This window comes from Oscillospiraceae bacterium MB08-C2-2, assembly GCA_035621215.1.
Lineage (GTDB): Bacteria > Bacillota > Clostridia > Oscillospirales > Ruminococcaceae > WRAV01.
The window spans coordinates 1,039,909-1,052,497 of sequence record CP141729.1; the positions used below are offsets into that span (position 1 = coordinate 1,039,909).

Below are 12,589 nucleotides of genomic sequence, written 5' to 3' on the forward strand. Positions count from 1 at the left end.
GCTACAGTGGGTATATTTATCTAAAAGAAACGCTTATATCAGGCCCTTTTATGGAACTTATCTCGCTTGACTTGCGGAGAGACACGCTATATAATTTATACAACGGCTTGCTGAGCGGCTGCTCAGGTATTTCTCGGCCGGGATTTTGGATATATTACAGGAGGATTAAAATGCGAAAATCGGGTTCTATTCAGGTGATGACCGTTTCGGCCCTACTGATTGCGATTGGAATTGTGATTCCTATGTTTTCGCCCCTAAAAGTGGTTCTGGAGCCTGCCTCCTTTACATTGGCAAGCCATGTAGCTATTTTTCTGAGTATGTTTATCTCTCCCTTTGCGGCGATTGCCGTTACATTGGGCACCACCTTGGGCTTTTTGCTGGGAGGCTTCCCCATTGTTGTGGTTTTGCGGGCCGCCAGCCATATCTTTTTCACCGTGATCGGCAGCATTATATTACACAAGCGCCCTTCTGTGGTGCAGGGTGCCGCCAAGGCACAGGTTTTTTCTTTCTTCATTGGATTGATTCATGCTGTTGGTGAGGTTGCGGTGGTGAGCGCCTTTTATTTCGGAAGCAGTGTGCTTTCCTCCGGCTACTATACCAACGGGTTTATTTCTTCGGTGCTGGGGCTGGTGGGAATCGGCTCGGTTGTGCACAGCATGGTTGACTTTGCAATCGCCCTGCTTATCCTGAAAGTGTTTGCCAATCAGAGAGGCTTTTCTGATGTTTTCTCCTGTAACCCCTACGATGGTTATTCAGCGGCTAAACGTCTGAAATGCTTATAAAACTGGCTTTCAATTTGCAAAGCAGCCCTCTGCATCATGCTTTGGGCTGCTTTTTTATGCCCTTTCTCAGAGGTCGTATCATTAAGGAGACTGACAATGGATAAACGCTGGATACTGGAAACATCCCGGCTTGGTTTTCGCCCTCTCAGCCATGAGGATCACGGGGCCCTTGCCCCCATACTGGGCGATGTGCAAACGATGTATGCATGGGAATATGGCTTTAGCAGTGAGCAAATCACCCAGTGGATCGATGCGTGCCTGACCCGCTATGCCAATGAAGGCTATGCTTATTTCGCCGCTATCGATAAACAAACCGGTGAGCTGATCGGTGTAATGGGCCCCCTTAACGAGGATATCGACGGTCATGTTCATTTGGGGATTGGCTATATTGTGGCCAAGTGCCACTGGGGCAAGGGTTATGCCACCGAGGGTGCTCAGGGTTGGGTTCAGTATGCCTTTGATATCTTAGGCGCAGAATCAGTGATTGCGGATATCCGCCCGGAAAACACCGCCTCCCGCAATGTGGCTAAACGCTTGGGGATGCGCCAAATCGGCCAGCACATCAAGCATGTGGGCGGCAAAGATATGCTTCACATAATCTATGCATTGGAGCGGGAAAAGGAGTAAGGAATTATGATGCGTGACATTCCCAAAACAGTTGGAAACCTGATTGATAAGGCCAGCAATACCTTTATCAGCTATATTGATGACGACGGTTTCCCGGTTACCAAGGCCATGCTGTCTCCCCGGGAGCGTGAGGGGCTTCACACCTTTTATTTTTCCACCAACACCTCTTCCAACAAGGTTCGGTTTTTCCGGGAAAACCAAAAATGCAGCATCTATTTTGTGGATAAGCGGTTTTTCCGGGGCGTTAGCCTTTCGGGTACGATTGAAGTGCTGGAGGATGCAGAAAGCAAAAAGCGTATCTGGAAAACCGGCGATACCCTCTACTACAAGGGTGGTGTCACCGACCCGGATTATTGTGTGCTGCGCCTGACTGTAACCAAAGGCCGCTTTTACAGCAACTTTAAGTCGGAGGATTTTGAGGTATCCGCCCAAATGGAATAGGGAGCCTCCTGTTTAAAGAGGCTCCCCTGTTTGCTCTGCTATTTTCTCCAGCGCTGCCGCGATATCCTGCCGAATCAAGGGCGCCATGCTTGCCTTGTATCGGCTGGGGCGGGCCTTTCGCAGTGCATCGCATATATCCCCGGCAAGCTTCGGTTTATACAAAGCCATTTCCGGCAGTGCTGCAATGAATTGCCGTGAAACCGTTGGTTTTTCATCCATAATATGCCGCAGGCAGGAGTCGATGATTTCGTCAAGCTGGTACTCTTGATCCCATCTGGCGTTGGCGGCAATCAGTAAAAGACCCCGGGTGCGGATATAGGAATTTTCACTTTCCAGCATCTCGGCAAAGCGCTGAAAATAAGGATACACGCTGTCACCAAGGCGGCTTGCCTCCAACAGCGATTTCAGACAATCATGGCCGGTATTGGGGTTACGGTCTGTTAAGCCGATTACTGCCCCCTCTACATCATCCACCCTTAGCCGCCTTCTTTCCTTTAACACGCAGACTGATAAGGGCTTTTACATCCTCCAGTATTTCGGGGGAGGTTACATCAATCATCAGCCACCGGGAACCGTTAAAGGGTTTGCAGCTCCAATACAGCTCTCGGACATACTCGGTGCAGTTCCCTAAAAGCAGCTCCGCCTCCATGGCCTCCTTGCTCCCGATGGATACAAGGCAGGTAAAGTATCCCTCCGCTGGGTAGAGGGTACAGAGGGCACGGCTGCTTTTTCTGTATTTCACATTCCAGCCCGGTGCACCGGAACAGATGCTATAGTCGATTTTCGGTTCCACATTATAGGTGATTTCCAGATGATCCCGAAGCTCTTCCCAACTGGAGCTGGCAATATAGTCTCCAATCTGCTCTGGGGTGGGCTGACTATCCTTTGCAAATTGCTCTGTCCATTTCATTTTTGCATCCTCCTTCTGCCTAGTGGAAATTCTTTGCCGCAGCCGCTGCAATCGCCATCGTGCAATGAGATTATTCCACCGCAATCTGGGCAGCCATACTGCTTATGATGAGCGCTCAAAAGTGCCTCTATTCCCTGCTCCGCAGCAATCCGGGAAAACTCCACCAGACAGACTCCGTAACGGGTACGGTAGCTTTTATCCAGCGCTTTCATCTGGCCACAGGGGAAATCACCGCACGCAAAGCAGTGGCCTATTCCTTTGGCTTGGGTGCATTCTTTGATTTTGCAGGTCCGGCAGTGCTCCGGCTTGTTCTGCTTCTCCGACAGGCAACCGGGGCAGGGGCGCTTGCCCAAATGCTTGTAGCATACCATACAGTTCATGCCACAGGGTGCAAAAAGGGCTGTATTCAGCTTTGTGGGTTCACTCATCAGCCAATGCCCCTTCCTGTCCATTTCTTTATAGAATACCACACAGAACCTGACAATGGTTTACAATGTACAACTGCCGAAAATGCCGATAATGATGGGGACTTAGGGTTGGATTTCATTAAAATTGCTGTCGAGTTTTTTCCTTTCTCCTGCGAAAGAATAGTACTTAGGCTTCATGTCATAAAATAGTTCCAAATTGAATGAGGCATTCTTAATAATATCGTCAAACAATTCAGCATTCATACAATAATGGTTATCGGCGGGATTATGCCAGAACAGAGTACTCCCACAGACGGAGCAGAATCCGCGCTCAACTTCCTCGTCATGGTATATAGTGATTTTTTCTTCACCACGTTCGAACCTTACGTTTTCTTTCGGCCCGGGGTCAACGGAAAGCACTGGCCCCGAGTTCATTCGGCGGCAGTTGTCGCAATGGCAGGTATAGACAAAATCGCCGTATTCCTTGATAATTATTTCAACCCCGCCGCAGACACAATGCCCGTGAATATCATTCATTTATTTCTACCCCTCTTCCATCTCGTTATTCACATAATACCACACAGAACCTGACAGCTGCCTGTCAGCTTTTATCCTTATTCCTCGCCTGCCTTAAAGTTATACACCGGCCGAATGATGCTCTCAATGGTTACTGTATCGCCGATGTTGGCGGTGATATCCTCCATGCTTTTGTAGGCCATGGGGCATTCATCCAGCGTAGCCTTGCCCACTGAGGTGGTGAAGATACCATCCATCTGCTTTTTGTATTCCGAGACCGTGAAGCTTTGCTTGGCCTGTGAGCGGCTCATCAGCCGCCCAGCCCCATGGGGAGCAGAAAAGTTCCAATCCTCATTGCCCTTGCCTACACAAATCAGGCTGCCATCCCGCATATTGATGGGAATGAGCAGACGCTCGCCCGCCTTGGCGGAAACAGCCCCCTTGCGCAGAATCATAGCCTCGGTATCGATATAATTGTGGATGGTTGTAAAGCTTTCCTGCGCATGGAGCTTCATACCACTCAGCATCTCATCTACCATGGCTTTTCGGTTCAGCATGGCATATCTCTGGATAATGCCCATATCGTGGATATACTGCTCAAACAGCTCCCCCGATACATAGCACAGCGCCTTGGGGATGTTGGTGCGCTTGGTGTTGCACAGCTCTTTCAGGGCCTTTTTGATTTCCTTATCCCGCCCCTGCGCTTTGTAGGAAGCGATCAATCCCTCCTCGTGGGCAGCGGTGCTGCCGTTGCACTGCCGGTAGCCCTCCTCCTGATAATAGGAGGCCACCTCCAAACCCAAATGGCGGCTGCCGGAATGAACAACCAGATAATACCGGCCCTTATCATCCTGATCCACCTCTATGAAGTGGTTGCCTCCGCCAAGAGTGCCGAGGCTTTTTTCGGCCCGGGGGAGGTTAATCTTGTCGTAACAATAGAGCTGCGTTAGATCGATTTCTTCTATATAGCGGTGAGGCTTCTCCCGAACCGCAAAGCCGGAGGGTATCTTCTGATAAATCAGCTTATCCAGCTTTTGCAGCTCCAAATGTGCTTCCCGCAGCAGCACGGTTTCCATGCCGCAGCCAATATCCACCCCCACCAAATTGGGGACAATCTTATCCTGAATGGTCATGGTGGTTCCCACCGTGCACCCCGCCCCAGCATGGACATCCGGCATCAGGCGAATTTGGCTCCCCTGTGTAAACTCCTGATTGCACAGCTCCAAAATCTGCGAAACCGAGGCCTCATCCACTACATCAGTAAAGACCTTGGCCTTGTTGTATTTTCCTTGAATCTCCAGCATATCGTTCTCCTTATCCGTTACAGCTCTCAGCCCCAGAATACACACAGCCAGATACAGGCTGGCTCATTGCTGGTATAGCTGACCCGGTGGCGCTTATGGGCAGGAATCAACATTGTATCCCCTTTACTAAGCGGAGTTTCGGAGCCATCCTCCCATTGAAGCCGGGCGTTGCCTTGCAGCAGAGCCACAAATTCCTGTTCCGCCTGATCATACCAATCGGTGGCCTGCCCGGTGCTGACAATGCGTTCTATGCGTACTTCGCCGCTTTGGGCCAGAGAGGTGATCAATTCTTCCTCCAAAGGCAGAGGCGGCAGGGCAAATAGATTTTCGAATTTCATCATAAGCCCCCTCTCTATAGTATTGTTCTCAGTTTAACAGATACACAGTCTTTATTCCAGTTGAGTGTGTAAATAAAAACGGTGTAATGAGGGTTCCCCATAACATGGAGAAAGGTCAGCCAACCAATCGGCAAGTTTTCAGGTCTGATATTTTGCTTGAACCTTTTATCGGCCGGTTGGCAGAACCAAGATTTTGTATTATATACTCATATAGCTTCAAAACTGTTACGCAATTTTGAACCTATACAACTATAAAACATCTTGACGTTTGAAACAAAAAGGAATACAATTGCACTTGAATGAACCGTTCAGTAAACGAGGTGGGTGCAATGGAAAATAGAATAAATTTGATTTTTGACGCAGCCAGTCAACTATTTATCAACAAAGGTTATGCACGAACACAAATGAAAGACATTGCAAAAGAAATTGGCTTGTCAACGGGTATGCTCTATGTTTATTTTACAGGCAAAAGAGACTTATTAAGTTTTCTCTTAAAAGGAACGATGGAGCCAGAATTTGTTACACAGGAGTTTGAGCTGCCAATTCCTTCTGCATTATTTGATTCTTTAGATGATGCGATCATGGAAGCATTTGAAGAAAATACAAAAGCATTTTCTTCTCATCTCAATGACATTTCAAATTATCCTTTGGAACAAATGCTCTCCGACGCATTTGATGTTATATCAAAGTACGGAATTGGCTGCTTGCTCATTGAAAAAAATCCAGACGACTTAGGAAAGCTTACAGAGTTTTATAAAGAATACCGCCAGAAGTTTTATCATCAGGTTCTATCGTATATTACGCAATATATGGAAAGTGGAACCTTTCGTCCGGTAGAGTATCCGCAGCATGTTACACGCCTCATCATCGAAACCCTCTCGTGGTGGGGAATGCACATTGCCAATGATGCTTTCGAGACGCAGAAGAATCTGACAGTTGAAACAGCCAAAAGCATATGCATGGATAATCTGCTTCACGCATACAAGCAGTAAAATTTTTGCGGGGCAAGGGCCCCGTAAAAAAACAAGCCTTTATTAAATGAATGGTTCAATTATCAAAAGGAGAATCGTTTTTATGAAACACAAATTCATCTCATACATCTGTGTTGTTTTTTTACTTATGGGGGTTTTCTCAGGATGCGGCAGGCAAACAGCGACTGCGCTTGTCAATACACGTTCATTTGATATTGGGGATTTTAAGAATCTTCGGCTTGATTATGATGCGGATGATATCCATGTTCTGGAAAGTGATAACGATAAGGTAATTGTCAAAGAATACATGAACGAGAATAAAAAAAGCTACTATGCCAAAACCTCCATGCAGAACGGTGAACTGCTGATTACAGAGGGAGACAGGCCAAGACGTTCCAGCTTTGAATCCTATATAGAAATTTACATACCGCAGAACTATGCAAACAGCTTATCTCTGCACGCAACGAGTGGGGCAATCGCTTGCGAAATTGAGCTGAATTTATCGGGCGATTTCAGCATTGATACAACCAGTGGCGCAGTGGAAATATCAGGTACCAAAGCATCAACAATAAAGGCTACCAGCACAAACGGCAGCTTGAGTTTTGAAAATATCGATGCAGAGGAACTAAACATACAAACCACCAACGCCACAACTTCCATGAATCAGATAAACGGAGTCATCCGCTATCAATCAAAAGGCGGTAAACTGACAGCTTCTAATCTCAGCGGTTCCGGCTCCTTTAATGCTTCCGGGGAGGGTTCCATAGATATATCCTTTACCGATGTGACAAGCGATCTCTCCGCCTATTCGAAAAATGGAACGCTTATGGTTACCCTTCCAAGCGAACTTGACTTCAAATTTTCTGCTGCAACCAAAGAAGGCTCTATTGATGCCTCTTTCGCAGACCAACTCGCCATCACAGATAAAACCGCTGCCGGAACGGTGGGCACCGCTCCGGCTATAACTGTGAAATTGGAAACCCGGAATGGGGATATTAAAGTGGTCAGGTGACAATACAAAAAGACGGTAGCCAACCGAAAACCATTAGAGCCTATCCGCAGGCGGTGTGTGAAAAAGCTCCATAGGCACTTTTTCCAGCTTGAGAAGATGAATTTTACGCTGGATTCCGCCCGCATAGCCAGTCAGGCTGCCATCCATGCCAATCACACGGTGACAGGGAATCAAAATGGAAATGGGATTATGCCCAACGGCCCCGCCCACCGCTCTGGCTGAGGTGTGGCGATCCTCCTCCAGCTGATCCATCTGCTTTGCTAAGCTGCCATAAGTGGCTACAGTACCATATGGAATCGATAAAAGCAGCTTCCACACAGCCTGACGGTATTCGCTCCCCTTGGGAGCAAGGGGTAGGGAAAAATCCGGCTCTTTGCCGCTGAAATACAGTTCCAGCCATTCCTGCAATCGCTCAAAAATAGGAAGCTCCTTTTTCTCGGTGTGTTCCTCCAGACCGGCGGCATAATACTGCTGCCCCTCCAGCCAAAGGCCGGTTATGCTTTCTCCATCGCTTGCTACGGTGAGCAATCCCACCGGGGATTCGATGCGGTATGTATATTCCATTGCGCCTTTTCCTCCTAGATTTTTCGTTTCATGGAACGAATTTTCACTTTTGTTTCCGGGCTGATTTTTAGAGATTCTGTAATTTTCTGCAAAGCCTTGTTATATGTGAAATCATCCAGAGCGCATCTTTCAAGATAGTGCCCTGTATGCTCCGGGAACTGAATATAGCAAATGGAAACCGCCCATGCCACCGCCATTTTAACATAATAGCCCTCATGGCTCACGGCATCCAGCAGGTTAAGGGTTTGTTCCAGATAGCTCTCGTTTATGTAATAAAAAATCAGCATCACAACAGCAAACCGCAGCTCAAACTCCTGCTGAGAATTAAAATAGGGAGCCAGAAAATCCCAGACCTCTTCCGGGTTTTCCCGGGCAAGCTTGAGCCCTGCGCAAAAGCTGTCGCAAACCGACCAATTGTCTATTTTAGGGACAAAGCATTGTATAGCCTGCATACGCTCCTCAGGGGAACATTTTGCACAGCCGATCACCATGCCTTGAAGCATAATTTCCTCGAAGAAATCATCCCCCCCAGTATACAGATACGCCTGCCAATCCTCCTTGGCAAGCCGCTTTGCCATTTTGCGCAGCAGCGGGAGCCGCACGCCCAGCAAATTGTGGGTATTGGGGAGCAGACCGGATGCAAATACCCGGTAATCCTCCTCTGCCAGCTCCAAGAGCTGCTCTTTTATTTTTGCCTGCACCTGCACACTTCCCATCTGTTTGGAATATACTGAAAGGGGGCCTCTGCTGCAGACCCGGACAGGCCCTTACTTGCTGGAAAAACCTTTACTCTCTTCCGGGGTCAAAAGGCTGACCTTGCCGTATTCCCCATCGTAACCGGGGCTGACCGTAACCCGGCCTGTGCGCAGCCGCCGGATACCTTCCGCAGTGGCTTCCCCCGCAATGCATCCAATATTTTCTGTGGGCGCCTGCCGAAGAACATACAGCTCCGGCCCCACCTCCGCCAGAAGGCTTTCGTACACCCTCTTGACCCGAAGGCTTTTGGAGGAAAAACCAATGGAGGCCGCTATAATCTCCGCCAAAGGAATCAATGTTTCAAAGTGTGGTGCATCAGGGGGGATAAAGCCAACTTCCCGATCTGCCAGCTTTTCTACCCGGTGCAGCACACCCACCGTGGTTCGGCCGCCGCATACCGGGCATTCGCCGCCTGCCGCAAGGGTCTGCGCCGGGGTCTGGCATACCTTGCAGCTGCGGTGACCATCGTAGTGGTATTTTCCCTCTTCGGGATGAAATTCAAGAGTACCCCCAAATCCCCCATTTCCCTTTTCAAGGGCCTTGGCCATATGGGAATAGGAAAGTGCGGTATTAAAAAGATTGCATTCCCGGGCCAAATTTCCCGGGGAATGAGCATCGGAATTGGAAACCAGGGTGAAGCGATCCAATGCGGAAAGCCGCCAGTTCATGAGCGGATCGGAGGAAAGCCCGGTTTCCACTGCATGGATATAGGGGGCTAAATCTTCGAAGCACTCTTCAATGCTATTAAAATCAGAAAAAGCCCCCAACACGGAAAAATGCGGTGTCCAGATATGGGCCGGGATAAAAATGGCCTCTGGGCAGACCTCCAATGTCATTTCCAGCAGCTTACGGCTATCCAGCCCCAAAATGGGCCTGCCATCCGAATGAATGTTGCCGATTGCCTCCAAACGGCGGGAGAGCTTTTCCGCCTCCTCCAATCCCGGGAGAAGAATCAGGCTGTGCACCTTGCGAACCTTGCCATTTTTCTTATAAATGGAACTGATTTCGCCGCTGACCACAAAACGAGTGGTGGAGGAAGCACCAGCTACCATGCCAGGCTGTATCAGCTCTGGCTTTAGGGTATAAAGCCCTTCCTCGGCAGGAATCAGCTTTTCTTTCAGCTCCTGCCGCCAGATCGGGTGGGTAAAATCCCCGGTGGCGATCAAATCAAGGCCCTTTTTGCGGGCCCATAGTTCCAGAATCTCCGGCACACACTCCTTGCTGGTGGCCATGGAGTATTTGGAATGAATGTGCAAATCGGCTATAAACAAACCCGTTCCTCCTATATATGAGCGCTGAGAGTTAAATGATCGTTTCAGCAGGCATTATATACTTTTAACAAATAGTATACACTAATTTGTCCTTTGAAGAAAGCAGACAAATATTCCAATTGTATTGCAGACAGCATAATTGTATCTTTACCACAAAAGAAACGACGGAAAACCACAGCTTTCCGTCGTTCAAAAAGCATCACATACCCAAACAGAACAAATTCGCCCGGTCAAAAACCGGACGAATGCTTTGCACAGACTATTCAATTAAAATAGAGCCTTCAAACCGCTATTCGGCGCCCATATAGGCCTTGCGCACATCCTCATTTTGGAGAAGGTTTGCGCAGCTGTCGCTGAGAATCATCTCACCGGTCTGCATCACGTAGCCTCTGTTGGCGGTGTTCAGGGCGATTTTTAGGAGGTAAAAACCATGAATGTTCTGCAAAAATTACTAGACGGTAAAATCATTGCCATTGTAAGAGGGATTCCCACTTCTGCGATCTGCGATACAGCCCGTGCACTGCTGGCAGGCGGCATCAACGCTATGGAGGTCACCTTTGACCAGAGAAGTAAGGAGGGCCTTGCCGAAACCGCCGCCTCCATCAAGGCTGTAAAAGAACAGCTGGGGGATGAAATTCTGCTGGGTGCCGGTACTGTTATGACTCCCGAGCAGGTGCAAATTGCTTATGACTGTGGTGCCAAATACATTATCTCTCCTGACACCAACACTTCGGTTATTAAGAAGACAAAGGAGCTGGGCATGGTTTCCATTCCCGGTGCCTTTACTCCTTCGGAAATCGCTGTAGCCTATGCGGCTGGCGCCGATATTGTGAAGCTGTTCCCTGCCGGGCTGATGGGCCCCGAGTATTTCAAGGCTGTTCTGGCTCCCCTCTCCCACATGCCTGTATCCGCTGTGGGCGGCATCAACGAAAACAACGCCGCATCCTTCTTTAAGGCCGGTGTATGCTCGGTGGGCGTGGGCGGAAATCTGATCAACGCAAAGGCCATTCTGGCCGGGGACTTCTCCATGACCACCCAAACTGCCCAAAAGCTTGTGGAAGCTGTAAAGGGCCTGTAAAAATTGATATTGCTATGAAAAACCCGCCTGCACTCCCATTTCGTAATCTGGGGTTACAGGCGGGTTAATTTATAAGTTTTTCGGGTCTGCTATAAAAACAGCGAATGTTATAAATTTATAACATATATTTTCAGCATCATAAGGGTTATCATAAATATAGAGTTCATAACCGTGAGTGAAAAAACAATCCCAGCATTATTGAGGATTAAAAACTTCTGCACAATTGTCTTTCAACGAATTTCAAACAAAGCTCCTACTCCAACCTTTAAAGCATCGGCTATATCAAAAAGAACATCAAGAGATACCGATTTATCCATTTTGGTGGCTTCAATGTTGCTGATATGCGTTCGGCTCACACCAACAGCCTCAGCAAGCTGTTCCTGCGTTAAATCTTCCTTTTTGCGGTAATATGCAATATTCAAAGCTAGCTGCACATACTTATTCTCATGCTTTCTGGCCATAAGCTTCACCTCATAACCAGTGTATCTTATGCCCAGTAGAATTTACACAACTTAATAGTTTGTTATTGCAATTTTATAGTTTGCAATAACAAACTATTTGTGGTAATATTATGCTATCAAATTTGAAAGGTGGGTGTAACAATGCCAGATTATAAGCAAATGTATTTAAAGCTTTTCAATAAAACTACAGACGCAATACAAATTTTAATAGAAGCCCAGTTAGAGGCAGAAGCAGCTTTTATAAACAGCGTTGAAGAAGAAACGCCTGCACCTGTCAATGATCAGAAAACTTGAGATAACTGCAATTTATTGGCTGCAAATTTGGCTGCAAATTCGGTTCTGCTTTTGAATATTACCGCTGTGGACGTGAATACTATAATTGGTTTTACACTTCTTTTGGTGTTCTTGTTAAAGAGAGCACCAATCTTTGCCCTGTGGGCCTTCTTGATTTATTAAGAAGGAACCTGACTTTGCGTTTGCATAATTGTGTAAAACCATCAGCCGAGCAGCTTTGTCTGTTCGGCTGATTCTTTTACATAGATAAGCTAAAATTTAGAGGAATAATACATTCTAGTGACTTTACAAGAGAATTACAGTGTGTTATAATTTACAGGATGTAAGCCCTATACCGGGATTTGGGAATAATGCCCCGCTTTTTTGGGGGAGATCACCCACCCTTTTCTTAGTTTAGGGAAATATTTTACGAGGTGATATTTTTTATGCTGCTCAAAGAACAAAAAACACAGGTTATTCAGGAAAACAAGCGTCACGAGGGAGATACCGGTTCCCCTGAGGTTCAGATCGCTATCCTTTCTAAGCGGATCAACGATCTCACCGAGCATCTCAAACTCCACAAAAAGGATCATCACAGCCGCCGTGGCCTGCTCAAGATGGTTGGTCACCGCCGCAATCTGCTCCAGTATCTGAAGAAAAAGGATATTGAGCGCTACAGAGACATTATCGCTAAGCTTGGAATCCGTAAATAAGATTCCAAACAAATCACACTGGCTCTTGTGTGAGGCAGGGTTTTATTACCCTGCCTCTTTTGCAGGAGTGGGCGGTTCTGCGGGTTTAGCAGTGAATCCCAGTCGATGACAGAAACCCCAAGCGCATCGGCTTGGATTTATTGCTAAGACGTGGCCCGCCGCCAA

17 protein-coding genes and 1 pseudogene are annotated in these 12,589 nt (G+C 47.6%); 8 read left to right on the top strand and 10 right to left on the bottom strand.

Features of this window, described 5'->3' with window-relative positions; all coding sequences use genetic code 11:
* The first annotated feature begins 170 nt into the window (after window positions 1-170).
* The 3 genes from U6B65_04680 (at window position 171) to U6B65_04690 (ending at window position 1,850) form a co-directional block, all read left to right on the top strand.
* Window positions 171-782 carry a hypothetical protein gene (locus U6B65_04680; protein ID WRS28433.1) on the top strand — a complete coding sequence of 204 codons (612 nt, stop codon included), beginning with the start codon at window positions 171-173 and terminating at the stop codon, window positions 780-782.
* Between the two features lie 96 nt (window positions 783-878).
* Window positions 879-1,409 carry a GNAT family N-acetyltransferase gene (locus U6B65_04685; protein WRS28434.1) on the top strand — a complete coding sequence of 177 codons (531 nt, stop codon included), beginning with the start codon at window positions 879-881 and terminating at the stop codon, window positions 1,407-1,409.
* Between the two features lie 9 nt (window positions 1,410-1,418).
* Window positions 1,419-1,850, top strand: a complete 432-nt coding sequence (locus U6B65_04690) for a pyridoxamine 5'-phosphate oxidase family protein (GenBank protein ID WRS28914.1) — start codon at window positions 1,419-1,421, stop codon at window positions 1,848-1,850.
* A 12-nt stretch (window positions 1,851-1,862) separates the two neighbouring features.
* Here the strand turns inward: U6B65_04690 and U6B65_04695 are convergent, their stop codons facing one another.
* The 6 genes from U6B65_04695 to U6B65_04720 all read right to left on the bottom strand — a co-directional run bounded on the left by U6B65_04695 (window position 1,863) and on the right by U6B65_04720 (window position 5,328).
* Window positions 1,863-2,324 carry a SufBD protein gene (locus U6B65_04695; GenBank protein WRS28435.1) on the bottom strand — a complete coding sequence of 154 codons (462 nt, stop codon included), beginning with the start codon at window positions 2,322-2,324 and terminating at the stop codon, window positions 1,863-1,865.
* Window positions 2,317-2,760, bottom strand: a complete 444-nt coding sequence (locus U6B65_04700) for a DUF3788 domain-containing protein (protein ID WRS28436.1) — start codon at window positions 2,758-2,760, stop codon at window positions 2,317-2,319. Before U6B65_04700 ends, U6B65_04695 begins: the two co-directional genes overlap by 8 nt.
* Window positions 2,757-3,188, bottom strand: a complete 432-nt coding sequence (locus U6B65_04705; GenBank protein ID WRS28437.1) for a DUF3795 domain-containing protein — start codon at window positions 3,186-3,188, stop codon at window positions 2,757-2,759. Before U6B65_04705 ends, U6B65_04700 begins: the two co-directional genes overlap by 4 nt.
* A 102-nt stretch (window positions 3,189-3,290) precedes the next feature.
* Window positions 3,291-3,704: a GFA family protein gene (locus tag U6B65_04710; GenBank protein WRS28438.1), complete on the bottom strand. Its 414-nt coding sequence runs from the start codon at window positions 3,702-3,704 to the stop codon at window positions 3,291-3,293.
* Window positions 3,705-3,781: 77 nt separating this feature from the next.
* Window positions 3,782-4,987: an RtcB family protein gene (locus U6B65_04715; GenBank protein ID WRS28439.1), complete on the bottom strand. Its 1,206-nt coding sequence runs from the start codon at window positions 4,985-4,987 to the stop codon at window positions 3,782-3,784.
* Window positions 4,988-5,013: 26 nt separating this feature from the next.
* The gene (locus tag U6B65_04720) at window positions 5,014-5,328 is read right to left on the bottom strand and encodes a cupin domain-containing protein (GenBank protein ID WRS28440.1); all 315 of its coding nucleotides are present in this window, start codon (window positions 5,326-5,328) and stop codon (window positions 5,014-5,016) included.
* Window positions 5,329-5,654: 326 nt separating this feature from the next.
* Between U6B65_04720 and U6B65_04725 the strand changes: the two genes are divergently transcribed.
* Together U6B65_04725 and U6B65_04730 are read left to right on the top strand one after the other, a co-directional pair.
* Window positions 5,655-6,317 (top strand): helix-turn-helix domain-containing protein, encoded by a 663-nt coding sequence (locus tag U6B65_04725; protein ID WRS28441.1) that lies wholly within the window; start codon window positions 5,655-5,657, stop codon window positions 6,315-6,317.
* Between the two features lie 82 nt (window positions 6,318-6,399).
* Complete coding sequence (locus U6B65_04730; GenBank protein WRS28442.1) at window positions 6,400-7,308, top strand: DUF4097 family beta strand repeat-containing protein; 909 nt, start codon at window positions 6,400-6,402, stop codon at window positions 7,306-7,308.
* Window positions 7,309-7,341: 33 nt separating this feature from the next.
* On the opposite strand, the gene U6B65_04735 is transcribed toward U6B65_04730, so the two are convergent.
* The 3 genes and pseudogenes from U6B65_04735 to U6B65_04745 form a co-directional block, all read right to left on the bottom strand.
* The gene (locus U6B65_04735) at window positions 7,342-7,872 is read right to left on the bottom strand and encodes a methylated-DNA--[protein]-cysteine S-methyltransferase (GenBank protein WRS28443.1); all 531 of its coding nucleotides are present in this window, start codon (window positions 7,870-7,872) and stop codon (window positions 7,342-7,344) included.
* 14 nt (window positions 7,873-7,886) lie between these two features.
* On the bottom strand, window positions 7,887-8,573 hold the full coding sequence (locus U6B65_04740) for a DNA alkylation repair protein (protein WRS28444.1): 687 nt from the start codon (window positions 8,571-8,573) through the stop codon (window positions 7,887-7,889).
* Window positions 8,574-8,675: 102 nt separating this feature from the next.
* Window positions 8,676-9,899 (bottom strand): annotated as a pseudogene (locus U6B65_04745) (endonuclease Q family protein).
* Window positions 9,900-10,329: 430 nt separating this feature from the next.
* Here U6B65_04745 and U6B65_04750 point away from each other — a divergent pair.
* Window positions 10,330-10,977, top strand: a complete 648-nt coding sequence (locus U6B65_04750; protein ID WRS28445.1) for a bifunctional 4-hydroxy-2-oxoglutarate aldolase/2-dehydro-3-deoxy-phosphogluconate aldolase — start codon at window positions 10,330-10,332, stop codon at window positions 10,975-10,977.
* Between the two features lie 230 nt (window positions 10,978-11,207).
* Here the strand turns inward: U6B65_04750 and U6B65_04755 are convergent, their stop codons facing one another.
* Entirely contained in the window at window positions 11,208-11,438 is a 231-nt protein-coding gene (locus U6B65_04755) for a helix-turn-helix transcriptional regulator (GenBank protein ID WRS28446.1), read from the bottom strand.
* A gap of 141 nt (window positions 11,439-11,579) precedes the next feature.
* Between U6B65_04755 and U6B65_04760 the strand changes: the two genes are divergently transcribed.
* Both U6B65_04760 and rpsO read left to right on the top strand, forming a co-directional pair.
* The gene (locus tag U6B65_04760) at window positions 11,580-11,732 is read left to right on the top strand and encodes a hypothetical protein (protein WRS28447.1); all 153 of its coding nucleotides are present in this window, start codon (window positions 11,580-11,582) and stop codon (window positions 11,730-11,732) included.
* 425 nt (window positions 11,733-12,157) lie between these two features.
* Window positions 12,158-12,424 (top strand): 30S ribosomal protein S15, encoded by a 267-nt coding sequence (gene rpsO, locus U6B65_04765; protein WRS28448.1) that lies wholly within the window; start codon window positions 12,158-12,160, stop codon window positions 12,422-12,424.
* Window positions 12,425-12,589 lie beyond the last annotated feature (165 nt).

Excerpts from the sequence above, each read along its gene's own strand:
- U6B65_04680 (WRS28433.1), top strand. The coding sequence starts at position 171 with ATGCGAAAATCGGGTTCTATTCAGGTGATGACCGTTTCGGCCCTACTG.
- U6B65_04685 (WRS28434.1), top strand. The coding sequence starts at position 879 with ATGGATAAACGCTGGATACTGGAAACATCCCGGCTTGGTTTTCGCCCT.
- U6B65_04690 (WRS28914.1), top strand. The coding sequence starts at position 1,419 with ATGCGTGACATTCCCAAAACAGTTGGAAACCTGATTGATAAGGCCAGC.
- U6B65_04700 (WRS28436.1), bottom strand. The coding sequence starts at position 2,760 with ATGAAATGGACAGAGCAATTTGCAAAGGATAGTCAGCCCACCCCAGAG.
- U6B65_04705 (WRS28437.1), bottom strand. The coding sequence starts at position 3,188 with ATGAGTGAACCCACAAAGCTGAATACAGCCCTTTTTGCACCCTGTGGC.
- U6B65_04710 (WRS28438.1), bottom strand. The coding sequence starts at position 3,704 with ATGAATGATATTCACGGGCATTGTGTCTGCGGCGGGGTTGAAATAATT.
- U6B65_04715 (WRS28439.1), bottom strand. The coding sequence starts at position 4,987 with ATGCTGGAGATTCAAGGAAAATACAACAAGGCCAAGGTCTTTACTGAT.
- U6B65_04720 (WRS28440.1), bottom strand. The coding sequence starts at position 5,328 with ATGATGAAATTCGAAAATCTATTTGCCCTGCCGCCTCTGCCTTTGGAG.
- U6B65_04725 (WRS28441.1), top strand. The coding sequence starts at position 5,655 with ATGGAAAATAGAATAAATTTGATTTTTGACGCAGCCAGTCAACTATTT.
- U6B65_04730 (WRS28442.1), top strand. The coding sequence starts at position 6,400 with ATGAAACACAAATTCATCTCATACATCTGTGTTGTTTTTTTACTTATG.
- U6B65_04735 (WRS28443.1), bottom strand. The coding sequence starts at position 7,872 with ATGGAATATACATACCGCATCGAATCCCCGGTGGGATTGCTCACCGTA.
- U6B65_04750 (WRS28445.1), top strand. The coding sequence starts at position 10,330 with ATGAATGTTCTGCAAAAATTACTAGACGGTAAAATCATTGCCATTGTA.
- U6B65_04755 (WRS28446.1), bottom strand. The coding sequence starts at position 11,438 with ATGGCCAGAAAGCATGAGAATAAGTATGTGCAGCTAGCTTTGAATATT.
- U6B65_04760 (WRS28447.1), top strand. The coding sequence starts at position 11,580 with ATGCCAGATTATAAGCAAATGTATTTAAAGCTTTTCAATAAAACTACA.
- rpsO (WRS28448.1), top strand. The coding sequence starts at position 12,158 with ATGCTGCTCAAAGAACAAAAAACACAGGTTATTCAGGAAAACAAGCGT.